The sequence below is a fragment of the Streptomyces parvulus genome, from assembly GCF_014648855.1.
GTDB lineage: Bacteria > Actinomycetota > Actinomycetes > Streptomycetales > Streptomycetaceae > Streptomyces > Streptomyces parvulus.
In genome coordinates this window covers 1-23,332 of sequence record NZ_BMRX01000007.1, presented here as the reverse complement: position 1 = coordinate 23,332, position 23,332 = coordinate 1, and the positions used below count along the sequence as shown (strand labels likewise).

20 protein-coding genes and 1 pseudogene are annotated in these 23,332 nt (G+C 74.3%); 13 read left to right on the top strand and 8 right to left on the bottom strand.

Annotated features, from left to right (window positions below; translation table 11 throughout):
- Positions 1 to 75 precede the first annotated feature (75 nt).
- From IE108_RS14400 to IE108_RS14380, 5 genes are all read left to right on the top strand, one after another.
- On the top strand, positions 76 to 1,410 hold the full coding sequence (locus tag IE108_RS14400) for a M64 family metallopeptidase (protein WP_064730735.1): 1,335 nt from the start codon (positions 76 to 78) through the stop codon (positions 1,408 to 1,410).
- 350 nt (positions 1,411 to 1,760) lie between these two features.
- The gene (locus IE108_RS14395) at positions 1,761 to 2,297 is read left to right on the top strand and encodes a GNAT family N-acetyltransferase (RefSeq protein WP_064730736.1); all 537 of its coding nucleotides are present in this window, start codon (positions 1,761 to 1,763) and stop codon (positions 2,295 to 2,297) included.
- 79 nt (positions 2,298 to 2,376) lie between these two features.
- Positions 2,377 to 3,885 (top strand): ABC transporter substrate-binding protein, encoded by a 1,509-nt coding sequence (locus IE108_RS14390; protein ID WP_064730737.1) that lies wholly within the window; start codon positions 2,377 to 2,379, stop codon positions 3,883 to 3,885.
- Positions 3,886 to 3,888: 3 nt separating this feature from the next.
- Positions 3,889 to 5,694 carry an ABC transporter permease subunit gene (locus IE108_RS14385; protein WP_064730738.1) on the top strand — a complete coding sequence of 602 codons (1,806 nt, stop codon included), beginning with the start codon at positions 3,889 to 3,891 and terminating at the stop codon, positions 5,692 to 5,694.
- The gene (locus IE108_RS14380) at positions 5,691 to 6,926 is read left to right on the top strand and encodes an MFS transporter (protein ID WP_064730739.1); all 1,236 of its coding nucleotides are present in this window, start codon (positions 5,691 to 5,693) and stop codon (positions 6,924 to 6,926) included. Before IE108_RS14385 ends, IE108_RS14380 begins: the two co-directional genes overlap by 4 nt.
- Positions 6,927 to 7,067: 141 nt before the next feature.
- On the opposite strand, the gene IE108_RS14375 is transcribed toward IE108_RS14380, so the two are convergent.
- Positions 7,068 to 7,838: a CDP-alcohol phosphatidyltransferase family protein gene (locus tag IE108_RS14375; RefSeq protein WP_064730740.1), complete on the bottom strand. Its 771-nt coding sequence runs from the start codon at positions 7,836 to 7,838 to the stop codon at positions 7,068 to 7,070.
- A 108-nt stretch (positions 7,839 to 7,946) separates the two neighbouring features.
- Between IE108_RS14375 and IE108_RS14370 the strand changes: the two genes are divergently transcribed.
- From IE108_RS14370 to IE108_RS35330, 5 genes are all read left to right on the top strand, one after another.
- Positions 7,947 to 8,939 (top strand): zinc-dependent alcohol dehydrogenase, encoded by a 993-nt coding sequence (locus IE108_RS14370; RefSeq protein WP_064730741.1) that lies wholly within the window; start codon positions 7,947 to 7,949, stop codon positions 8,937 to 8,939.
- Between the two features lie 145 nt (positions 8,940 to 9,084).
- Entirely contained in the window at positions 9,085 to 9,483 is a 399-nt protein-coding gene (locus IE108_RS14365; RefSeq protein ID WP_064730742.1) for a 6-pyruvoyl trahydropterin synthase family protein, read from the top strand.
- Positions 9,480 to 10,694, top strand: coding sequence for a glycosyltransferase family 4 protein (locus IE108_RS14360; protein ID WP_064730743.1), 1,215 nt, complete (start codon positions 9,480 to 9,482; stop codon positions 10,692 to 10,694). Before IE108_RS14365 ends, IE108_RS14360 begins: the two co-directional genes overlap by 4 nt.
- Entirely contained in the window at positions 10,691 to 11,680 is a 990-nt protein-coding gene (locus IE108_RS14355; protein ID WP_107420319.1) for a methyltransferase domain-containing protein, read from the top strand. Before IE108_RS14360 ends, IE108_RS14355 begins: the two co-directional genes overlap by 4 nt.
- Entirely contained in the window at positions 11,677 to 12,822 is a 1,146-nt protein-coding gene (locus tag IE108_RS35330; RefSeq protein ID WP_064730744.1) for a lysylphosphatidylglycerol synthase transmembrane domain-containing protein, read from the top strand. The genes IE108_RS14355 and IE108_RS35330 overlap by 4 nt, the downstream gene beginning before the upstream one ends.
- Here IE108_RS35330 and IE108_RS14350 read toward each other — a convergent pair.
- Positions 12,705 to 13,430: pseudogene (locus IE108_RS14350) on the bottom strand (creatininase family protein); the annotation flags it as partial. The gene IE108_RS35330 and the pseudogene IE108_RS14350 sit on opposite strands and share 118 nt — an antisense overlap.
- An 89-nt stretch (positions 13,431 to 13,519) precedes the next feature.
- On the opposite strand from IE108_RS14350, the gene ribA reads away from it, so the two are divergent.
- Entirely contained in the window at positions 13,520 to 14,182 is a 663-nt protein-coding gene (gene ribA, locus IE108_RS14345) for a GTP cyclohydrolase II (RefSeq protein WP_064730745.1), read from the top strand.
- A 14-nt stretch (positions 14,183 to 14,196) separates the two neighbouring features.
- On the opposite strand, the gene IE108_RS14340 is transcribed toward ribA, so the two are convergent.
- The 3 genes from IE108_RS14340 to IE108_RS14330 all read right to left on the bottom strand — a co-directional run bounded on the left by IE108_RS14340 (position 14,197) and on the right by IE108_RS14330 (position 17,734).
- The gene (locus IE108_RS14340; protein WP_064732045.1) at positions 14,197 to 15,426 is read right to left on the bottom strand and encodes a serine hydrolase domain-containing protein; all 1,230 of its coding nucleotides are present in this window, start codon (positions 15,424 to 15,426) and stop codon (positions 14,197 to 14,199) included.
- A 103-nt stretch (positions 15,427 to 15,529) separates the two neighbouring features.
- Positions 15,530 to 16,888: an MFS transporter gene (locus IE108_RS14335; protein WP_064730746.1), complete on the bottom strand. Its 1,359-nt coding sequence runs from the start codon at positions 16,886 to 16,888 to the stop codon at positions 15,530 to 15,532.
- 180 nt (positions 16,889 to 17,068) lie between these two features.
- Positions 17,069 to 17,734, bottom strand: coding sequence for a TetR/AcrR family transcriptional regulator (locus IE108_RS14330; RefSeq protein ID WP_064730747.1), 666 nt, complete (start codon positions 17,732 to 17,734; stop codon positions 17,069 to 17,071).
- 163 nt (positions 17,735 to 17,897) lie between these two features.
- On the opposite strand from IE108_RS14330, the gene IE108_RS14325 reads away from it, so the two are divergent.
- A complete protein-coding gene (locus IE108_RS14325) occupies positions 17,898 to 18,776 on the top strand; it encodes a shikimate dehydrogenase (protein WP_064730748.1) in 879 nt (292 codons plus the stop codon).
- Between the two features lie 14 nt (positions 18,777 to 18,790).
- On the top strand, positions 18,791 to 20,626 hold the full coding sequence (locus IE108_RS14320) for a bifunctional sugar phosphate isomerase/epimerase/4-hydroxyphenylpyruvate dioxygenase family protein (protein ID WP_064730749.1): 1,836 nt from the start codon (positions 18,791 to 18,793) through the stop codon (positions 20,624 to 20,626).
- On the opposite strand, the gene IE108_RS14315 is transcribed toward IE108_RS14320, so the two are convergent.
- The 3 genes from IE108_RS14315 to IE108_RS14305 all read right to left on the bottom strand — a co-directional run.
- On the bottom strand, positions 20,613 to 22,073 hold the full coding sequence (locus IE108_RS14315; protein ID WP_064730750.1) for a hypothetical protein: 1,461 nt from the start codon (positions 22,071 to 22,073) through the stop codon (positions 20,613 to 20,615). The genes IE108_RS14320 and IE108_RS14315 overlap by 14 nt on opposite strands.
- A gap of 56 nt (positions 22,074 to 22,129) precedes the next feature.
- Entirely contained in the window at positions 22,130 to 23,011 is an 882-nt protein-coding gene (gene gnd / locus IE108_RS14310) for a phosphogluconate dehydrogenase (NAD(+)-dependent, decarboxylating) (RefSeq protein ID WP_064730751.1), read from the bottom strand.
- A 1-nt stretch (position 23,012) separates the two neighbouring features.
- Positions 23,013 to 23,332: phosphoglucose isomerase-related protein (locus IE108_RS14305; RefSeq protein ID WP_506410175.1), on the bottom strand; the 320-nt coding region annotated here is incomplete at its 5' end.

The window sequence follows — 23,332 nt, the reverse complement described above, 5'->3', positions numbered from 1 at the left end:
AACGCGTAAGCACATTTACATTTCTGCTTACGTCAACCGCTTACGTCACCGTCGTCGTCGTGGGGACCTGTCACCGTGCACATACGCGCTCGTGGAACCGCGGCGGCGACCGTCCTCGCCCTGGCCGCCCTCCTGCCCACCACCGGCGCGGTCGCGGCCGATGCCCCGACGGCAGGGCAGGAGGGCGGCCGGGTCGGCGTCGAGTACTTCCCCGACCCCGGGGGCGAGGGAGCCCGCACGGACGTCCCGGCGACGAGCCCGCACGCCCAGTCGGCCCCGGCCTCCCGGCAGCGGACGGGGGCGGGGGACGGCGAGGTGGTCCCGATCGCCGAGACGGGTCCGACCGCCGACCGCCTGGACGTGACGATCATCGGCGACGGCTACACCGCCGCACAGCAGGAGGACTTCCTCGCGGACGCCCGCGCGAAGTGGAACGCGGTGACGGACATCGAGCCGTACAAGAGCTACGAGGGCCTCTTCAACGTCTGGGCCGTGCAAGCCGTGTCCCAGGACTCCGGCGTCACGGGCGACCCGACACAGGACGTCACGCGGAACACCGCACTCGGCTCGTACTTCTTCTGCGACGAGATCGAACGCCTGATCTGCGTGGACCTCGACAAGACCAAGTCGTACGCCGACCGGGCCCCGGCGACCGACCTGGTGATCGTGGTCTCCAACTCCACCAAGTACGGCGGCGCCGGCTACTCCGGACTCGCGGGCGACTACGGCTACGACGGCGTCTCGACCCTCTCGTCCGACAACGCGCAGTCGACCCTGATAGCGGCCCACGAGATGGCCCACTCCATAGGCCTCCTCGCCGACGAGTACCAGTACGACGGCTACGGCGCCCACCCGGGCGACGAACCGGCGGCGGCCAACGTCTCGAAGCTCACCGCCGACCGGATGGCCGCGCAGAGCACCAAGTGGGCCGACTGGCTGGGAGAAACCGACCCGAGCGGCGGCGTGGTCGACACCTTCGAGGGCGGCGACTACTACGAGTACGGCATCTACCGCCCCACCGCCAACTCCATCATGCGCTCCCTGAACACCGACCAGTTCAACCTCCCCGGCCGCGAGGCGATGATCGCCGGCTTCTACCGCTCGGCGAACGCCCTCACCCCGCTGGCCGACCCCGCCACCCGCACCTCCCGCTTCGCCCGCCTCTCCGTCTCCCTCGCCACCCTGCCCACCGGCACCCTCGCCCGCCCCCAGCTCCGCTGGTACGTCGACGGCCGCGAGGCGAGGCAGGCCCGCGGCAGGACGTCGATCGTCCCGGCGGCCCTCGGAGTCCCGTCGGGCCGCCGCGCCCACACGGTGACGGCAAAGGTGGTGGACATGACGGTGGCGGTGCGGAGCGCGGAGGTGCGGGGGATTGCGTCGAACTCGGTTACGTGGACGGTCAAGGGGTGAGTCGCGGCGGCTCACCGCCGGTGCGCGGCGTCAGACTCGGTGGCGGCACCGGTCCCGAAGCTCGGCTATGACAGCTTTCTCGCGTGGGCTGACGTCGCCGTCCACCTCGGCCACTCGGTCGGCCGCGTCGAGGATGTCACTCAGATCCCCCGATGCGGCCTGCACGCGCCGCCACACCTCGACGGGGTCGATGTCGACGACTCACCAAGTGACGCATCAGAATCGACTCGTCGTCGCTGATCCCCGATCTTTACGACGTTCCGCTGAATCGTGCGCAGAGAGTCACCGCTGCCGCGAGGGCCGCCAGGGGTCTCCCTCAGCGGGTTTCCACTAATGCGTACGATGTGCAAGTGCGCACCACCGACTACACCATCAGGACCGCCACCCCCGCCGATCTCCCCCACGCCCGAGCCGTCATGCTCGACACCGTCTACCGGGACTTCGGCACGGGGTACGTCCCCCGCTGGCACGGTGACATCATCGATCTCGTCGGGGCCTACGTGGAGCCCGCCCGGCACACCCTGCTGGTCGCGGTGGACGGGGAGGGTGGGGTCGTCGGTACCGGGGCGCTCGACTCGCGGGGGCCCGCGCACCCCCCGAACCCCGTGCGCGTCGCCGAGCGCTACCCCTCCGGGGTGACCGCGCAGCTGCGGCGCGTGTATGTGCGGCCCGAGCATCGGCGGCGTGGGCTCGCGCGTCGACTTGTCGACGAGTTGATGGCGTTCGCGGTCGCCGACGGGGGATACCGGGCCGTCTACCTGCACACCGACCCCGCCGTCACCGGTGCCGAGCCCTTCTGGCGGTCGCTCGCCAAGGTCGTGCACGACGAGCGGGAGGACGTGGGCGGCGGGCAGGGGATCGTGCACTTCGACGTTCCCCTGGGGTGAGCCACGCGTGAAAATCGTTTCCATGTAGGCTCCCCTTCGCGTGCCGTTCCCCCTTTTCTCCCAGATCGATCCGAGGACCATGCCCTCCCACCGCCGCCCCCGGCTGCTCGCCCCGCTCCTGCTCATACCGCTCCTGTCGAGCTGCTTCGCCTCCGGAGGCGGCGGCGACTCCGGGGACGATGGCGGCAAGGGCGGCGACGGGTCCCGGCTGCGCGTCGCGCTCGCCTTCCCGCCCGCCGAGAACCTCTCGCCCTACGGCGCCGACGCCACCCTCCTCAGCCGGCTCGGGGTGACCGAGGGGCTCACCTCCCTCGACGCCAACGGCTCCGCCGCCCCCGCGCTCGCCGAGTCCTGGCGCCGGGACGGGGACAAGGCGTGGGAGTTCACGCTGAGGGACGCCGTCTTCCAGGACGGCACCGCCGTCACCCCGGCCGCCGTCGCCGCGTCCCTCGGCAAGGCCACCGGCGCCGACCCCGCCCCCGCCGCCCTGGAGGGCGTCACCCTCACCGCCCGGGGCAGCGGCGACCGGGTCGTCCGCATCACCACCGACGAGCCCGATCCCGTACTGCCGCTGCGGCTCTCCAGCCCCAGCCTCGCCGTCCTGTCCAAGGACGCGTACGCGAAGGGCGGCCGCGTCGACCCCCTCGGCCACGCCACCGGGCCCTTCGAGCTGACCGAGGCCAACGGCGCCACCTCCGCCTCCCTCGACCGGTTCGACGACTACTGGGGCGGACGCGCCCAGGCCTCCGGCATCGACGCCCGCTTCATCGCCGACGGCACCGCCCGCGCCAACGCCCTGCGGACGGGGGAGCTGGACATCGCCGAGGCCGTCCCGGTCGCGCAGGCCGCCTCCCTCGACAAGGAGACGCGGCGCGACACCGCCACCACCCGGACCACCAGCCTGCTGCTCAACGCCTCGTCCGGCACGTTCCAGGACGCGGGCCTGCGGGCCGCCGCCAGGGCCGGCCTCGACACCTCCGTGTTCGCCAAGGACGTCTACGAGGGGTACGGCGATCCCGGAGCCGGCGTCTACGGGCCCGCCGTGACCTGGGCCGAGGGCAAGCGGACGAAGCCGGTGGGCAGGGCCGACGCCGGGAAGCCCGACGGCGAGACCGTCCACCTCGCCACCTACGACAACCGGCCCGAGCTGCCCGAGGTCGCCCAGGTCGTCAAGCAGCAGCTGGAGAAGGCCGGGTTCAAGGTGAAGCTCACCGTGCGGGAGTACTCCCGGCTCGAAGGCGACGCCCTCGACGGGAAGTTCGACGCCTTCGTGCTCGCCCGCAACACCCTGCTCGACACCGGCGACCCCGTCGCCGTCCTGGCGAGCGACTACACCTGCGACGGCGGCTACAACATCGCCCAGCTCTGCGACGAGGGCGTCGACCGCGCCGTCGCCGACGCCGAGAAGACCGCCGACACCGCGAAGCGGCAGGACGCCGCCCTGGCCGCCGAGGCACGCATCCTCGGCAGCGACGCCGTCCTGCCGCTCGTCCACCAGCGCATCATCACCGGCGTCGCCGACTCCGTGCAGGGCGTGATCCTCGACCCGTACGAGCGCACCCTCGTCGGCACCGGCACCCGGCGCTGAGCCGTGCGGCAGCGCTTGGCCGCCCTCGTGTGGCGGGTCGTGCTCGCGGGCGGGCTCGTCTGCGGGATCGGGCTGCTGCCGTGGCTGACGCACACCGACCCGGCGTACACCGTCCTCAAGGCGCGCTCCGCCGAACGGGCACCGACACCCGAGGTGCTCGCCGGCATCCGGCGGCAGCTCGGGCTCGACGGCGGGCCGCTGCACGTTCTCGGCGACTGGCTCGGCGGGCTGGTGCGCGGTGACGCGGGGGAGTCGTGGATCTCCGGCGGGGACGTCCTGCCCGGTGTGCTCCAGGCGCTTGGTGCCTCGCTCCTGCTCATGGGCGTCGCGCTGCTCGTCGCCGCCGTCACCGCCGGGCTCGTCTGCGCCCGCACCCTCCGGCTGGGGGCCCGGCGGCGCCTCGGCGGGCGGCGGGCCGGCGGGACCGCGTCCGCCGTCCTCGCCTCGCTGCCCGAGTTCCTCGTCGCCTCCGTCCTCGCCACCGTCGTAGGGGTGCAGCTGGGCTGGCTGCCCGCGCTCGGCTGGTACGGGTTCCAGTGGACCGTACTGCCCGCGCTCGCCCTCGGGCTGCCCGCCGGTGCCGTGCTCGGGCGGCTGCTCGACGACCTGCTGCCCGGCGCGTTCGGCGAGCCGTGGGCGCTCGCCGCGGCGGCCCGCGGTCTCACCGGACGGTCGATCGCCCGCCAGGCCGTACGCCGCTGCGTGCCCGCGCTGCTGCCCAACCTCGGGCTGTTCGTCGTCGGACTGACCGGCGGCGCCGTCGCCGTGGAGCAGGTCTTCGACATACCGGGCCTCGGACGCACCACGCTCCAGGCCGCTCTCGCCCAGGACCTGCCCGTCCTCCAGGCCGGCACTCTCGCGCTCGTGCTCCTCGCCGTGCTCGCCACCGCCGCCACGCGGCTCGCGGCCCGCCTCCTCACCGGGCCCGCCCTGCGCGACGGCGCCCTGTCCTCCCTGCACCGGCCCGCCCCGCCGGCCCGTGCGCTGCCGCCCCTGCTCTACGCCGCCGTCCTGGGCGCCGTCGTCGCGCTCGGCCTGACCCGGGACCCGCTGGCCCTCGACACCGGGCAGAAACTGCGCGCCCCCACCCTCGCCCATCCCTTCGGCACCGACGCCCTCGGCCGCGACCTGCTCGCCCGCGTCGGCCACGGGGCGCTCGACACCCTGCTCATGGCCGCCGCCATCAGCGCCGCCGCCCTGCTCGCGGGCGTCCTCCTCGGGCTCGTACCGCGGGTGTCCGGGCCGCTCGTCGACACCGTCAACGCCGTACCACCCGTACTCGTCGCCCTCCTCGTCACCGCCGTCGTGGGCGGCGGGGCGGCCACGCCCGCGCTCGCGGTCGGCGCCGTGGCCTGGGCGCCGCTCGCCACCCACACCGCCGCGCTGCTGCGGCAGGAGCGCGCCACCCTGCACATCACCGCCACCAGAGGGCTCGGCGCGGGACGCCGGTACCTGCTGCGGCGCGAACTGCTGCCCGCCGTGCTGCCACCGGCCCTGCGGCACGCCCTGCTCCGGCTGCCCGGCGTCGCCCTCGCGCTCGCCTCGCTCGGATTCCTCGGGCTCGGCGCCCAGCCGCCGTCGCCCGAGTGGGGACTCCTCCTCGCCGAGAACCAGCCCTACGCCGAGCGCGCCCCCTGGGCCGTCCTCGCCCCGGCCGCCGTCCTCGCCCTGCTGGGCGCGCTCGCCGTCACCGCGGCCGGGGCCCTGCGTCCGCCCCGGCCAACGCGTACCCGGGTGGGCGTCGGCCGGCCGGCCGACGGACAGGCCGAACCGGCCGGCGCGCACAAGGAACCGGCCGCGGTCCGATGATCTCCCTCTCCGGCCGCCGCCCGGCCGTGCGCGCTCCGGGCCGCGGCACCCCGCTCTCCCCGCTGCTGCGGCTGCTCGTCCTCACCCAACTCGCCTTCAACGTCGGCTTCTTCGCCGTCCTGCCGTTCCTCGCCGAGCACCTGGGGACCGCCGTCGGCATGGCGGGGTGGCTGGTCGGGTTCGTGCTCGGGCTGCGGACCTTCAGCCAGCAGGGGCTGTTCGTGGTCGGCGGGGCGCTCGCCGACCGGTACGGCATCCGGCCCGTGGTGCTCACCGGGTGCGTGCTGCGGATCGCCGGCTTCGTGTGGCTCGGGTTCGCCGCGCGGACCTGGGCCGTGATCGGCGCGGTGCTGCTCATCGGGTTCGCCGCCGCGCTGTTCTCGCCCGCCGTGGAGTCCGAGGTCGCCCGCCAGGCCGTCATGTGGGAGGCGGCGGGGGGCGGGGACCGGACGCGGGTGCTCGCGCTGTTCACCGTCGCCGGGCAGGCGGGAGCCTTCGTCGGACCGCTGCTGGGCGCTCTGCTGCTGGCCGTGGACTTCCGCACGGCCTGCCTCGCCGGGGCCGCCGTGTTCGTGCTCGTGCTCGCCGGGCACGCGCGGCTGCTGCCGCAGCACATCCCCGGCCGGAAGCGCGTCCGGTTCGGCGGCGGGGCCCGGCTGCTGCTGCGCAACCGGCGCTTCCTCGCGCTGTGCTGCGCGTACGGCGCCTATCTGCTCGCCTACAACCAGCTCTACCTCGCGCTGCCCGCCGAGGTCGAGCGGGCCGCCGGTTCGCAGGCGCCGCTGGCCTGGCTGTTCGCGCTCTCCTCACTGCTGGTGGTGGGCTCGCAGTTGCCGGTGACGCGGTGGGCGGGCCGGCGGCTGGCGCCGCGCCGGTCGATGGTGGCGGGGCTCGGACTGATCGCCGCCGGGTTCGCCGCCGTCGCGCTCGCCCGGCCGGCCGGCTGGACGGGGGCGGGGGGACTGGTGCCCGCCGCCGGGTTCGTCGTCCTGCTCACCCTCGGGCAGATGCTGGTCGCGCCGGTCGCCCGCGCCTGGGTGCCGGACCTCGCCGAGGACGGACGGCTCGGGCTGTACACGGGGGCACTGTCGTCGGTGTCCGGCCTGATCGTGCTCGCCGGCAGCTCCGCGACCGGCCTCCTGCTGGACTCCGGACTGCCGGCCGCGGTGCCGTGGCTGGTCCTGGCCGCCGTACCGCTGGCCGCGGCGGGGTTGCTGCCGCGGCGGGACTGAACCTGGGCGCCGGGGGCGCGGAGCGGGAGGCTTTGCACACCGAGCCGCGAGGCCCCTCACCGGGCGAGGCCCTTCACCGGGCGAGCCCCCTCACCGGGCGAGGCCCTTCACCGGGCGAGCCCCCTCACCGGGCGGAGCCGCTCAGCGCGTCGCCAGCTCCGGCACCGCCCGCCGCACCGGCGCCCGCAGCGTCCGTGAGCCGCGCCACAGCCACAGCACGTCCCGGCCGAACGACCACACCAGCAGCCCCAGCGACAGCGCCACCAGGGCGGCGTTCACCGGCCGCGGGAGCAGGGCCGCCCCCGCCGCGAGCAGCAGTACGCCCTGGAGCGCGGCCACCGTCTTGCGGGCCTTGCTCGGGGGAAGCGGCGCGGTCAGCCACGGCCACAGGCGGGCCGCGGCGACGAACACGTACCGCATGGAGCCGATCAGGAGCACCCACGGGCCCAGGTCCATCGCGACGTACACACTGAGGACCAGGATGAGGAACGCGTCGACCTCCATGTCGAAGCGCGCGCCGAGCGGCGAGCACGTGCCCGTGCGGCGGGCGACCTTCCCGTCCACGCCGTCCAGGACCAGGGCCACGGCCGTCAGCCCGACGAGGAGCGAGACCGGCGGGGCACCGCGGACGGAGTCCGCGACCAGCGCGGTCACCCCGCCGACCAGTGTGGCCCGGCCCAGGGTGACCCGGTTGGCCGGGCCGAACGACGCCGGCCGGGACCGGTGCAGGGCCCGCGCCAGCACCGCCCAGGTCGCGAACGCGAAGGCGAGGCCGGTCAGCCAGCCCGCCGTGCCCATCCCGATCGCCGTGCCGAGCAGCGCCAGCAGCAGGATCTGCGCGCCCGCCCCCACCGCGGTCTCCTGCTGAACGGGCCTCGCGTCGTACCCGTCGTACGTGTTGTTCAGGGCCACCGAACACCCTCCGGCCGTGTGACAGAGTCGATCAACGCCGCTACCTTGTGCGCGGCTGTGCATCCCTCGGTACGTGGGCGGCTTCCCGATCGTTCAGGAGGACATCCGATGACACGCAGGGCACGCGCGTTCTGGGTCGAGGCGCCCGGCCGCGGTGCGATCCGCGAGGTGGAGGTGGCCGAACCCGGCCCGGACGAGGTGCTGGTGCGCACCCTCCACAGCGGCGTCAGCCGGGGCACCGAGACCCTCGTCCTCGCCGGACGCGTGCCGGAGAACCAGTACGCGGCGATGCGCGCGCCGTTCCAGGAGGGCGACTTCCCCGGACCGGTGAAGTACGGCTACCTCAACGTCGGCGTGGTCGAGGAGGGCCCGGACGCGCTCGTCGGGCGGACCGTCTTCTGCCTCTACCCGCACCAGACGCGCTACGTCGTCCCCGCCGCCGCCGTCACCCCGGTGCCGCCCGCCGTGCCCGCCGCGCGGGCCGTGCTCGCGGGCACCGTGGAGACCGCCGTCAACGCCCTGTGGGACGCCGCGCCCCTGGTGGGCGACCGCGTCACCGTGGTCGGCGGCGGCATGGTCGGCTGCTCGGTGGCCGCCCTGCTGGCCCGCTTCCCCGGCGTCCGGGTCCAGTTGGTCGACGCCGACCCGGCCCGCGCCGAGACCGCCGAAGCGCTCGGCGTGGACTTCGCCGCACCCGGCGGCGCGCGCGGCGACCGCGACCTCGTCGTGCACGCCAGCGCCACCGAGGCCGGGCTCGCCCGTTCCCTGGAGCTGCTGCGGCCCGAGGGCACCGTCCTCGAACTGAGCTGGTACGGGGACCGGACCGTCACGCTCCCGCTCGGCGAGGCCTTCCACTCCCGGCGCCTGACCCTGCGCAGCAGCCAGGTCGGCACCGTCTCCCCGGCCCGCGCCACCACCCGCACCTACGCCGACCGGCTCGCCCTCGCCCTGGACCTGCTCGCGGATCCGGCGCTGGACGCCCTCGTCACCGGGGAGTCGGCGTTCGACGAACTGCCGGACGTGCTGCCGCGGTTGGCCTCCGGCGAGATCCCCGCCCTGTGCCACCGCATCCGCTACGACGGTGCGCACGCCGGCGCCTGACCTCGCCCGGCGCCGCCCGACCTCGCCTGACCTTGAGAAAAGACGTACGGACCGCTGAACAGGGGAAGACCTCCAGCCGTACTAGACGGCACCCCGCGCGGCGATCGGCGGGGGATCAGACGCGCCACACCTGGAGGGTCGTCCGTTGTTCAGCATCACCGTCCGCGATCACATCATGATCGCCCACAGCTTCCGCGGCGACGTCTTCGGGCCCGCACAGCGCCTGCACGGAGCGACGTTCCTGGTGGACGCCACCTTCCGGCGCGAGCAGCTGGACGAGGACAACATCGTCGTCGACATCGGACTGGCCACGCGCGAACTGGGCGCCGTCGTCGGCGAGCTGAACTACCGCAACCTCGACAACGAGCCGGACTTCGCCGGCGTCAACACCTCGACCGAGTTCCTGGCCAAGGTCGTCGCCGACCGGCTCGCCGAACGCGTCCACAAGGGCGCCCTCGGCGAGGGGGCCAGGGGCCTGGCCGGACTCACCGTGACCCTGCACGAGTCGCACGTCGCCTGGGCGAGTTACGAGCGTGCGCTGTGACCGACACGTCCGTCGAGGCGGCCGGGACCAACCGGCTGACCTACGTGCCCACGCAGATCCCGGCCCGGATCGCCACCCGGCGCGCCGCGCCGGCCGACGACGGGATCATCCCCATGTCGCTGCGGTCCGTGCACTTCGTCGTGCCGGGCGGCATCGACGACCCGGCCGCCCCGAGCGGCGGCAACGCCTACGACCGGCGGGTCCGGCTCGACCTGCCCGGCTTCGGCTGGCGGGTGCGGGGGCTGACCGTCGACGGCGACTGGCCCCGGCCGGACGACGCCGCCCGCGCGGAACTGGCGCGCGTCCTGCGCCGGTTGCCGGACGGCGCGGTCGTCCTGCTCGACGGCCTGGTCGCCTGCGGGGTGCCGGAGATCGTCGTCCCGGAGGCCGAGCGGCTGCGCATGGTCATCCTCGTCCACCTCCCGCTCGGCGACGAGACCGGCCTCGAACCCGCCGTCGCCGCCGAACTGGACGCCCGTGAGCGGGCGGTGCTGCGGGCCGTGCCGGCCGTCGTCGCCACCAGCGACTGGGCGGTGCGGCGCCTCGTCTCGCACCACGGCCTCGACCCGGCCCGCGTGCACGTCGCCGCGCCCGGCGCCGACATCGCGCCCCTCGCGCCCGGCACCGACGGCGTCTCCCGGCTGGTGTGCGTCGCCGCCGTCACCCCGCGCAAGGGCCAGCACCGGCTGGTGGAGGCCCTCGCGGCCGCCGCCGACCTGCCCTGGAGCTGCGTGTGCGTCGGCGGGCTCGGCCACGACCCGGAGTACGTCGAGGGGCTGCGGCGCCTGATCGCGCGGCACGGGCTGGAGGACCGGCTGGTCCTCGCCGGGCCCCGGTCCGGCGCCCAACTGGACGCCACCTACGCGACCGCCGACCTGATGGTCCTCACCTCCTACGCCGAGACCTACGGCATGGCGGTCACCGAGGCCCTGGCGCGCGGCATCCCGGTGCTGGCCACGGACGTCGGCGGCCTCCCGGAGGCGGTCGGACGCGCGCCCGACGGAGGGGTGCCCGGCATCCTCGTCCCGCCCGAGGACCCGGCCGCGCTCGCCGCCGAACTGCGCGGCTGGTTCGGCGAGGCGGACGTGCGACGCCGGCTGAAGAGCGCCGCCCGGGGGCGCCGCGCCGCGCTGAACGGCTGGGCGAGCACCGCCCAGAGCCTGGCCGGCGTACTGCATCGGCTGCCCGGCGAACCCGGGGGGACGGCATGAGCGACTCCACGACCGGCGTCGTCCCCGGCGCGGGCCCGACCGGCGGGTCCACGGCCCGGCCCACCGCGTCCACCGCCCCCGCCGCCGCCCCCGCCGAACGCGCCACCCTGCGCCTGCGCGAGGCTCCCGCCCCCGGCGCCCCGCACCCCGACGACCCCCCGCGCTACGCCCCCGAGTGGCTGCGCCTGCGCGAGCCCGCCGATGGAGCCGCGCGCGCCCACGACCTGCTCGGTCCGCTGCGGGCCCATCTCGCGGAACGCACCCCGCCGACGGGGGGACTGGTCGTGCACGACCTCGGCTGCGGCACCGGTTCGATGGGACGCTGGCTCGCCCCGCGGCTCGACGGCGCCCAGCACTGGGTGCTGCACGACCGCGACCCCTACCTCCTGCACTTCGCGGCCGCGGGCGCCCCTCGCTCGGCCGCCGACGGCGGCCACGTCACCGTGGAGACGCTGCGCGGGGACCTCGCCCGCCTCACCCCGGACGCGCTGTCCGGCGCCGATCTGGTGACGGCGTCCGCGCTCCTCGACGTCCTGACCGCCGAGGAGATCGGCACCCTCGCCGCCGCCTGTGCCGCGGCCGGCTGCGCGGCCCTGCTGACCCTCTCGGTGGCCGGACGCGTCGAACTCGACCCCGCCCACCCGCTGGACGCCGAGATCGCCGAGGCGTTCAACGACCACCAGCGGCGCACCGGGCTGCTCGGCCCGGACGCGGTCACCGCCGCGGGGGAGGCCTTCGCCGCGCACGGCGTCAGCGTGCGGGCGCACCCCAGTCCCTGGCGGCTGGGCCCCGACGAGGCCCCCCTCACCGCGCAGTGGCTGCGGGGCTGGGTGGGCGCGGCCGTGGAACAGCGCCCCGAACTGCGGTCAAGGGCCGAGGCGTACCTGGACGAGCGCCTCGCCGCCTGTGCGGACGGCACCCTGCGCGTGGTGGTCCACCACACCGACCTGCTGGCGCTGCCCCGGCCGACGGGCGGGACGCCGTGAGCGCCCCCGCCCTCCCGGCGGACCTCCGCCGCACCCCGCCCCGCCCGGACACCCCCGCCGACGCCGCACCCCCGGCCCGCCGCGCCCTGCGCACCCACCTCGGGACCCTCGCGGGCACCGCCGTCCTCGCCGTGCTCCTGTGGCGGATGGGCACCGGCGCCTTCCTGGACGGGCTGCGCCGCATCGACGCGCCGACCGTGCTCGCGGCGCTCGGCATCGGGCTCGTCACCACGGTGTTCAGCGCCTGGCGCTGGGCCCTGGTGGCCCGGGGCCTGCGCATCCGGCTGCCCCTCGGCCCGGCCGTCGCCGACTACTACCGCGCCCTGTTCCTGAACGCGGCCCTGCCCGGCGGCATCCTCGGCGACGTGCACCGGGCGGTGCGGCACGGACGCGGCGCCGGCGACCTGGGACGCGGGGTGCGGGCCGTCGTCCTCGAACGGGTCGCCGGACAACTGGCGCTGATCGGCACCGGCGCCGTCGTCCTGCTCACGCTGCCGTCCCCGGTGCGGGACGAGGCCCGGCGCGCCGCTCCCCTCGTGGCCCTCGCGCTGCTCGGCGCGGTCGCCGTCGTCCTCGCCCTGCGGCCGCACCGGGCGCCCGCCCGTCGCGGACGGGCCCTGCGGGCGCTCGGCGAGACGCGGCGAGCGCTGCTGTCCCGGCGGAACCTGCCGGGCGTCGCCGTGTCGTCCGCCGTCGTCCTCGCCGGGCACCTGGTGATGTTCGCGCTCGCCGCCCGGGTGGCCGGCAGCGGTGCCACGCCCGCCGAACTGACCCCGCTGGCCGTGCTGGCCCTGCTCGCCATGGGCCTGCCGCTCAACGTCGGCGGCTGGGGGCCCCGGGAGGGCGTCACCGCCTGGGCGTTCGGCGCGGCCGGCCTCGGCGCGGGCACCGGTCTTGGCGTCGCGGTGGTGTACGGGGTGCTCAGCCTGGTGGCGAGCCTGCCCGGTGCCGTCGTCCTCGTCGTCCGCCGGTTCGAGCGCCCCGACGGCTCCTACGGCCGCCCCGTCCGCTTCTCGGGAGCCGGATCGCCGGTCAGGAGGGAGAAATACGCCCCGAAGGACTCCGCGAGGCTCGCCAGCAGTTCCTTCCCCTTTTCCGCCGAACCCAGCGAAGGGCGCCCGATGACACCGGAATCGGTATAGGCGGACATTCCGAGGGAGAGCAGATGACGCCGGTCGTCCGCGACGAAGTCGGCCGTCTCGTAACCGGGCCGGACCGATTCGGGGTGCGCGTGCAGAAGAATGGAGGTCTCTATTTCCCCCGCGTGCATGTCGGAGAGCAGCGAGGTGGCCACCCCCGCCCGCTTCCGCGCCGCCTCCCAGTCCTCCGCGGCCGGGAACAGCGCCATCCGCTCGCCGCGTGCCGAGGACTCCTGCACCACGTTGCCCAGGACGTAGTTCCCGCCGTGCCCGTTCACCACGACCAGGGCCTCGACACCCGAGCGGCGCAGCGAGGAGGCTATGTCCCCGACCACCGCGTGGAGGGTCACCGAGGAGATGCTGACGGTTCCGGGCCAGTCCGCGTGCTCGTGCGAGCAGCCGATGGTCACCGGCGGGAGCAGGTGCACCGGGTACGCCGCGGCGATCTCCCGGGCCACGGCGCAGGCGACCAGGGTGTCGGTGGCCAGCGGCAGGTACGGGCCGTGCTGCTCGAAGCTGCCCACCGGCAGCACCGCCACCTGCCGCGCGAGTCCCGCGCCCCGGACGCGCACGTCCTCCGAAGTGTCCGCCGGCACAAGTGAGGCATCCATTTCCGCACGGCCTTTCGTCCTTGTCGGGCGACCTGCCCGGAGATCCGCTGAGAGATCCGCTGAGAGATCTGTTGAGGAACGCGAGAATCATGACAGAAAAAATTGGTGTACTCGGCAAGAAGACGTCGCAGCGCACGGACGTGGAACGGGTGGTGGTGACACCGCTGCCCACCGTGTACGGGGAATTCCGGGCGTACGGCTATTTCGACCACGAGCGCGGCGACGAACAAGTGGCGCTGGTGTACGGCGAACTCGGCGCCGAGGGGGTCCTCGCCCGGCTGCACTCGGAGTGCCTGACGGGCGACGCCTTCGGTTCCCGGCACTGCGAGTGCGGCGACCAACTGGCCTCCGCGCTGCGGTCGGTGGCCGCCGCGGGCAGCGGTGTCGTCGTCTACCTGCGCGGCCACGAGGGGCGCGGCATCGGGCTGCTGGCCAAGCTCCGCGCGATGGCGCTGCAGGCGGAGGGCCTGGACACGGTGGAGGCGAACCTCGCCCTCGGCCTGCCGGTGGATGACCGCGACTACGGTGCCGCCGCCCGCATCCTGGGCGACCTCGGGGTGCGGTCGGTGCGCCTGATGTCCAACAACCCGCGCAAACGCGAGGCGTTGGTGCGGCACGGCATCGAGGTCGCCGAGCAGGTGCCGCTGCTCATCCCGCCGTGCGAGAGCAACATCACCTATCTGCGGACCAAGCGGGAGCGCCTCGACCACCACCTGCCGCACCTGGACGCGCTGGCCCATCTGACGTCCTGACCCCGGTGGCCGGGTCAGTCCGCGAGGGCCTCGTGCACCAGCCGCTTCAGGTCGGGATAGACGGTGTGCGACGACCGTGGCCGCACCTGCGTCATGAACTGCACCGTCAGGTCGCGGCCCGGGTCGACCCAGAAGGTGGTGGTGGCCACCCCGCTCCAGCCGTACGTGCCGAGCCCGGAGGGCGACTGCGTGCGGTCCGGGTCGGTCACCACCGAGACGCCGAGCCCGAAACCGACGCCGTCGTTGCCGGGCCGGTCGTGCGCGGGGCGGCTGCCGACGGCGCGCAGGTCGGCGCCGCCGGGCAGGTGGTTGCGGGTCATGAGGTCCACCGTCGAGGGCCGGAGCAGCCGTACGCCGTCCAGTTCCCCGCGCCGCCGCAGCAGTTCCGCGAAGCGGTGCACGTCGTACGCGGTGGAGACCAGGCCGCCGCTGCCCGACAGCAGCCGCGGCCGGCCCCGCAGCGGCAGTCCGGGCACCGGTTCGAGGCCGCCGTCGTCCGTCTCGCCGTACAGCTCGGCCAGACGCTCCGCCTGCTCGTCGGTGACCTGGAATCCGGTGTCCGGCATGCCGAGCGGGCCGAAGACGCGGGTGGCGAGGAACGTGTCGAGGGGCTGTCCGGACACCACCTCGACGAGCCGGCCCAGGACGTTGCTGGCGACCGAGTAGTTCCACTCGGTGCCCGGCTCGAACTGGAGCGGCAGGCTCGCGTACAGGTCGACGGTCCCGGCCAGGTCGTCGCCCGGCCGCACCGAGGAGTCCAGGCCGGCCGCCCGGTACAGCCCGTCCACCGGGTGGGAGTGGTAGAAGCCGAAGGTCAGCCCCGCCGTGTGGGTCATCAGGTGCCGGACGAGGACGGGGCCCGCGGCGGGCCGGGTGACGGTGCCGGCCCCGGAGCCCCGGACGTACACCCGCGGCGCCGCGAAGGCCGGCAGGTACCGGGCCACCGGGTCGTCCAGGGAGAGCAGCCCCTCCTCCACCAGCATCAGCACGGCGACGGACGTGACCGGCTTGGTCATGGAGTAGATCCGCCACACCGTGTCGGCGCTCACCGGCAGGCCGGCCGCGAGGTCCCGCCGGCCGTGCACGGTCAGGTGCCCGACGCGCCCACCGCGGGCGACGGCGACCAGGAAGCCGGGCAGCCGCCCCTCGTCGACCTGCCGGGCGAAGTGCAGGTCGAGCCGGTCCAGCGCCTCGGCGTCCAGCCCGGCCGCACCCGCGTCGGTCTCCTGCCGCAGGGGTGGCATCGCCATCGTTCTCCTCGGTCGTTCGTCGAAGACCCGTCCGGCATACCCCGCGTACCCCCCTTCGGAACTCGTGATCCGGCGCGGCCGGACCCGGGACCGGACGTCAGGCGGTGGCCGTCTCCGGTTCGGCGGCCCGGCCCCCGGCCCGGATGCCGAGTTCGTCTGTCGGCACCTTGTGGGTCTCCCGGGCGGTGAGCGCCGCGATCACCGGCGGGACGCACAGCGCGGCCGTGAACAGCGCCACCGCGAACCAGTCGTCGCCGTCCGGACCGGCGATCCGCGCGGCGAAGGTCACGGCGAACCCGGCCACCGCGAAGCCGATCTGCGTACCGATCGCGACGCCCGACAGCCGGACCCGGGTGGAGAACATCTCGCCGTAGAAGGCCGGCCAGACGCCGTTCGCGGCGCTGTAGACGACGCCGAAGGCGACGATGCCCAGCAGGAACGTCAGCGGATAGGAGCCGGTCGAGACGGCCCACAGGTACAGGAACATCGCCACCGCGCTGCCGGCCGCGCCGATCAGGAACACCGGGCGCCGCCCGATCCGGTCGGACAGCGACGCCCACAGCGGGATCGCGCCGAGCGCGACGACGTTGGCGAGGGCGCCCACCCACAGCATCGCCGTGCGGGACATGCCGACCGAGTCGCTCGTGGCGTAGGCCAGCGCCCACACCGTGAAGATGGTGCTGACCGAGGCGACGAGCGCGCCCGCGACCACCCGCAGCACGTCCGCCCAGTGATCCCGGGCCAGCACCGCGAGCGGCATCTTCACGACGCCCCCGGTGGCCGCCGCCCGCTCGAAGGCCGGCGTCTCGTCGAGCCTGCGGCGAATCACGTAGCCGACCACCGCCACCACCACGCTCAGCCAGAACGGCACCCGCCAGCCCCAGGACAGCAGATGCTCCTCGGGCAGCGCGGCGACCGGCAGGAAGACCAGGGTGGCGAGGAGCTGCCCGCCCTGGGTGCCGCTGAGGGTGAAGCTGGTGAAGAAACCGCGTCGGTGCCCCGGCGCGTGCTCCAGCGTCATCGAGTTGGCGCTGGCCTGCTCACCGGCCGCGGATATGCCCTGCAGGATCCGGCACAGCACCAGCAGGACGGGGGCGAGGGTGCCGACCTGGTCGCGCGTGGGCAGACAGCCGATGAGGAACGTCGAGACGCCCATCAGGATCAGCGTGAACACCATGATCTTCTTGCGGCCCATGCGGTCGCCGACATGGCCCAGGAAGAACGCCCCGACCGGACGGGCCGCGTACGCCACACCGAACGTGGCCAGCGACAGCAGGGTCGCCGTGGCCGGGTCGGACTCGTCGAAGAAGACGTCGGGGAAGATCAGCGCGGCGGCGCTGCCGTAGATGAAGAAGTCGTAGTACTCCAGCGCACTGCCGATCCAGGCGGCGGTCGCGGCCTTCCTGGGCTGGCCGGGCGGGGCGGCGCCTGGGGAGGCGGGGGCGGGGACGGACACGGCTTGCTCCTTCGGGGGACTCCGCGGCGGTGCGGAGTGGGCGGAGGGGGCAGAGGGGAGGACGGCTCACGGGACGCGGCGCTAATTAACCCACTGGGTAGTTAGTCGCGGTTGGGAAGGGATGTTGCGCGCAGGTGTCCCCGGTGTCAAGAGGTCCGGCCGTCCCCGGTCCCGGCGGCTTCAGTCCGCCGCGCGCTCCGCCGTCAGATAGGCGATCACCATGTCGCCCAGCATCGCCCGGTAGTGCGCCCGCTGGTCCGGCGCCACCAGGTCGCGCCCGAACAGGGCGCCGAACGTATGCCGGTTGGCGACCCGGAAGAAGCAGAAGGAGCTGATCATCGCGTGCAGGTCCACGGCGTCCACGTCGGCGGTGAAGAGCCCGGAGCGCCGCCCCTCCGCCAGGATCCGGCGGATCACGTCGAGCGCCGGGGAGCCGATGCTGGCCAGCGACTCGGAGGACGCGATGTGTTGGGCGTCGTGGATGTTCTCGATGCTGACCAGGCGGATGAAGTCGGGATGCCGCTCATGGTGGTCGAAGGTCACCTCCGCCAGCCGCCGGATGGCCGCCACCGGGTCCAGGTGCTCGACGTCGAGCGCCTGCTCGGCCTCCCGGATCACGCCGTACGCCCGCTCCAGTACGGCCGTGAACAGCTGCTCCTTGCCGCCGAAGTAGTAGTAGATCATCCGCTTCGTGGTCCGGGTGCGGGCGGCGATCTCGTCGACCCGGGCCCCGTCGTAGCCGGCCCGGGCGAACTCGCGCGTCGCCACGTCGAGGATCTCGGCCCGGGTGCGGGCGGCGTCGCGGGTGCGCGTGCCGGATCGTGCCGGTTCGTCGACGCTGGTCATCGGGTTCCTTCGGCTGCGGGGCGGAACTGCGGGCGCGGGGCGTGCCGGTGATTCTAGAAGCCTCCGCCTTCCCTCCCGCCGCACCCTCCTGCTATGACTAACGTACTGGTTCGTACATTGCCCGCTCGGTCCCCGGCCCGAGCCGCTCAGGAGGTCGTCACCGGTGGCCAAGGACGCGTTTCTCGTCGGACTGATCGGTTCCGGCATCGGCCCGTCGCTCAGTCCGGCCCTGCACGAGAGGGAGGCCGGCCGGCAGGGTCTGCGCTGCGTGTACCGGCTGATCGACATCGACCGGCTCGGCGTCCCGCCCGAAGCGGTCGGCGACCTGGTGCGCGCCGCCCGCGACCTGGGCTTCGACGGGCTGAACATCACCCACCCCTGCAAGCAGCTCGTCCTCGCCCACCTGGACGAACTCGCCCCGCAGGCCGAGGCGCTGGGCGCCGTCAACACCGTGGTCTTCGACGACTCCGGCCGCGCGCGAGGCCACAACACCGACGTCACCGGGTTCGCCGCCTCCTTCGCCCGGGGCCTGCCCGACGCGCCGCTGGACCGGATCGTGCAGCTCGGCGCCGGCGGGGCGGGAGCGGCCGCCGCCCACGCCGTCCTCACTCTGGGCGCCGGGCGCGTCACCGTCGTCGACGCGCTGGCCGAGCGGGCCGCAGCCCTCGCCGGGCGGCTGAACGCGCACTTCGGGCCCGGACGCGCCGACCACGTCCCGGCGGACGCGCTGCCCGGCCCGCTGTCCGGCGCCGACGGCATCGTGCACGCCACCCCCACCGGCATGGCCGCCCACCCCGGCCTGCCCCTGCCCGCCGGGCTGCTGCACCCCGGGCTGTGGGTCGCCGAGGTCGTCTACCGCCCGCTGGAGACCGAGCTGCTGCGCACCGCCCGCGCCCTGGGCTGCGCCACCCTCGACGGCGGCGGGATGGCCGCCTTCCAGGCCGCGGACGCGTTCCGGCTGTTCACCGGGCGGGAACCCGACGCCGTGCGGATGCTCGCCGACATCACGGGCCTGGCCGGCGCCGTGACCGCCCCCGAGTAGGAAGAGGTACCGACGTGCGGACCTCCATCGCCACCGTCTCCCTCAGCGGATCCCTCACCGAGAAGCTCACCGCCGCCTCCCGGGCCGGCTTCGACGGCGTGGAGATCTTCGAGAACGACCTGCTGGCCAGCCCGCTCACCCCCGAGGAGATCCGCGCCCGCTGCGCCGACCTCGGCCTCACCATCGACCTCTACCAGCCGATGCGCGACGTCGAGGGGCTCCCGGCGGAGGAGTTCGCCCGCGCGGTGCGCCGCGCCCGGCACAAGTTCGAGCTGACCCGCAGGCTCGGCGCGGACACCGTCCTGGTCTGCTCCAGCGTCTCCCCACTGGCCGTGGACGACGACGACCTCGTCGCCGGACAGCTCGCCCGCCTCGCCGGGGCGGCCCGCGAGCACGGCGTCCGCCTCGCCTACGAGGCGCTCGCCTGGGGACGCCACGTCAGCACCTGGGACCACGCCTGGCGCGTCGTCCGGAACGCGGACCACCCCGCCCTCGGCACCTGCCTGGACAGCTTCCACATCCTCTCGCGCGCGCGAGGGCCCGAGGACCTCGAAGGGATCGAGGACATTCCCGGCGACAAGATCTTCTTCCTCCAGCTCGCCGACGCCCCGCTGCTCGCGATGGACGTGCTCCAGTGGAGCCGCCACTACCGCTGCTTCCCCGGCCAGGGCGGCTTCGACCTGGCCGGACTGCTGCGGCGCGTGCTGCGCGCCGGCTACACCGGCCCGCTGTCGCTCGAGGTCTTCAACGACGTCTTCCGGCAGTCCGAGGCCGGCCCCACCGCCGTCGACGCCCGGCGCTCCCTGCTCACGCTCCAGGAGAGCGTCGGCCTCGCGGCACCGCCCGCGCCCGCCCCGCCCACCGGAGTCGCCTTCACCGAACTGGTCACGCCCGACGCGGCCCCCGTCGCCGCGGTACTCGGCGCGCTGGGCTTCACCCGCACCGCGCGCCACCGCGGCAAACCGGTCGACCTCTGGGAGTGCGGCGAGGCGCGGATCCTGGTCAACACCGGTCCCGCCGGACGCCGCGAGGGCACCCGGCTGGCCGCCGTGGGCCTGGAGTCGCCGGACCCGTCCGGCGCGGCCCGGCGCGCCGAGGCCCTGCTCGCCCCCGTACTGCCGCGCCGCCGGGCGCCGGGCGACGCCCCGCTGGAGGCGGTCGCCGCGCCCGACGGCACGGAGCTGTTCCTCTGCGCCACCGGACGCCCGGGACTGCCCGACTGGCGGGCGGACTTCGAGGCAGCGCAGCCGCCGACCGGCACGGAGCCCCGAGCGGGAACGGAGCCTGGGGCCGGAGCGGTCCGGCGCGTCGACCACCTCTCCCTCACCCAGCCCTGGCACCAGTTCGACGAGGCCGCGCTCTTCCACCGTGCCGTCCTCGGGCTGCGCCCGCAGGAGAGCGTGGACGTCGCCGACCCCTACGGACTGCTGCGCAGCCGCGCCGTCAGCACCGACGACGGCGCCGTGCGGATCGTCCTGACCGTCGGCGCGGCACCCGTCGACGACACCGCGCACGCCCAGCACATCGCCCTCGCCGTCGACGACGTGGTCGCCGCCGCCCGTGCCCTGCGCGCCGCGGGCGGGACGCTGCTGCCGATCCCCGCCAACTACCACGACGACCTGGCCGCCCGCTTCGAGTTCGCCGACGGGGAGCTGGAGGCGTACCGCGAACTGGGCATCCTCTACGACCGCGACGCGCACGGCGAGTTCCGGCACTGCTACACCCGCACCGTCGGCCGGGTCTTCTTCGAACTCGTCCAGCGCGACGGCGGCCACCGCGGCTACGGCGCGGCCAACGCACCCGTGCGGCTGGCCGCCCAGCACGCGGCGCGGGGCCTCACTGGCGGCTGACGGTGCGGGTCAGGCCGGTGATCACCGTCGTGGCCAGGATCCAGCCCGTGATGATGAGGACGTAGGACAGGGTCTGGTACCAGCCGCCGGGGGAGAAGGCGTTCTCCTGGCCGAAGGAGATCACCGGCAGCAGCAGGTCGAGGGTGTAGAACACCGGGTTGAAGTCGGGTGCCTCCTGCGGCTTGAGCGGCGCCGGATGGTGCAGCCCGTACGCGACCGAGCCGACCGCCAGCAGCGACAGGAGCCAGCCGCCCGCCCGCAGCGGCCGGAAGCCGTAGCCGACCGTGACGTCCTGGAGGTGGCCCCACAGGCGGCCGTACCAGGGCAGGGTACGCCGGCGCCGCCGCTGCTTGGCGAGCTGCACCAGCCGGGCCGCGTCGTCGTCGCCGATCCGCCGGTAGGCGGCGGTCAGCTGCTCGTAGGTGAAGGGGAGGTAGCTGTCGCCCATCTCCAGCATCGGCAGCCGCCGTTCGGCGGGTTCGTGCGGGATGAGCGAGGTGTAGGTGAGGTCGTTGAGCTGCACCCAGTCCGGGACCACGTCCGGATGGACGAAGAGCACCTCCACCTGGGCACGGCGCAGATTGAGCGTGCCCCGCACCACCGGCCCCTCGCGCAGCCAGAGTTCACCGATCACGCAGCTGCTGGCGCGCAGCGCCGTACCGCCGGGGTTGGCCAGCCGGGCGTGCGACAGGTCGAGCCGGCCCGGTATCCGCGCGCCGCGCAGCTCCAGCCGGCCCCGGACGTCGGCGTGGCGCATCAGCACGTCGGCCTCGGCGGAGAGCGTCTCGGCCTGGAGTGCGGTGCCGCCCGGCCGGTCGAGGACCGCGTCGGTGAGGTTGACCGTCCCGGTCACCCGGGCGCCGTTGAGCCGTACCTCGCCCCGCGCGTGCAGGCCCGGCGCCCACAGGTCGGCCGCGAGCACCGCCTGGTTCAGCTGGAGCACCGGGCCCTCGGCGTCCGGGGCGTGGATCCGGGTGCTCTCCAGGTACACGCTGCCGCTGATCTCCGCCCCGCCGAGCCGCACCATCCCCCCGAACCGGGCGCGGGTCAGCCGCAGTACGCCGTCCACCCGCGCGGCGTGCCCGATCAGTCCGGGCAGCACGGACTCGCTCAGGTTCAGCTCGCGCAGCCGCGCCGCGTAGAGCCGCGGTGCCTCGTCGAAGTGGCAGTGCCGCAACCGCACGGGGTGGTCGACCTCGGCGTACTGCAACTCCAGACGCCCGGTGACGCGGGCGCCGGCCAGGCTCAGCGCGGGCACCTCGCCGTCCTCGCGGGGGCCGTCGAGGAGCAGGGCCCGCAACACCGCCGCCCGCACGGTCCGTTCGGGCCCCCAGGAGGCACCGTCGGCGGGGTCGTCGTCGTCCGCGGCGCGGAAGTCCACCGCCGTGCCGGTGGCGAACGCCCGCCAGACGCGCGCCTCGGCCGGTGTCAGGTCGTTGATCTCCATCGCTGGGGACTCTGACCCGAACCGGCCGGTCGCGTCAACGTGTTGCCGAGGTGGCGCTACTTCTTCGACGCCTCCACGGCGTGGCCGCCGAACTGGTTGCGCAGCGCGGCGATCATCTTCATCTGCGGCGAGTCCTCCTGGCGGGACGCGAACCGGGCGAAGAGGGAGGCCGTGATCGCCGGCAGCGGCACCGCGTTGTCGATGGCCGCCTCGACGGTCCAGCGGCCCTCGCCGGAGTCGTCCGCGTACCCGCGCAGCTTCTCCAGGTGGTGGTCCTCGTCGAGGGCGTTGACGGCCAGGTCGAGGAGCCAGGAGCGGATCACCGTGCCGTCCTGCCAGGAGCGGAAGACCTCGCGGACGTTGTCCACCGAGTCGACCTTCTCCAGCAGCTCCCAGCCCTCGGCGTAGGCCTGCATCATGGCGTACTCGATGCCGTTGTGGACCATCTTGGAGAAGTGCCCGGCACCGACCTTGCCGGCGTGCACGAACCCGTAGGGGCCGTCCGGCTTGAGCGCGTCGAAGACCGGCTTGAGGTCGTCGACGTGCTCCTTCTCGCCGCCGACCATCAGGGCGTAGCCGTTCTTCAGGCCCCACACCCCGCCCGAGACGCCGGCGTCGACGAAGTTGATGCCGTGCTTGGCCAGCTCCTCGGCGTGCTTCTCGTCGTCCGTCCAGCGGGAGTTGCCGCCGTCGATGACGGTGTCGCCGTGCCGCAGCAGGGTGCAGAGCTGGTCGATGACGTGCTGGGTGGCGGCGCCCGCGGGCACCATCACCCAGACCGCGCGCGGCCGGTCCAGCTGCTCGACCATGTCGACCAGGCTGTTCACGTCGGCCCGCTCGGGATTGGTGTCGTATCCGACGACGGTGTGGCCGGCGTTGCGCAGACGCTCGCGCATGTTGCCGCCCATCTTGCCGAGACCCACAAGACCGATCTGCATGTCAGTGCACTTCCTTCAGTTCACGGTAGGCGGCCACCAGCGCGGCCGTGGACGGATCGAGGCCGGGCACGTCCGCGCCCTCGGTCAGGGCGGGCTCGACGCGCTTGGCGAGCACCTTCCCCAGCTCGACACCCCACTGGTCGAAGGAGTCGATGTTCCAGACGGCGCCCTGCACGAACACCTTGTGCTCGTACAGCGCGATCAGCTGCCCGAGGACGGACGGGGTCAGCTCGGTGGCGAGGATCGTGGTGGTGGGGTGGTTGCCGCGGAACGTCTTGTGCGGGACGAGTTCCTCCGGCACCCCCTCGGCGCGCACCTCGT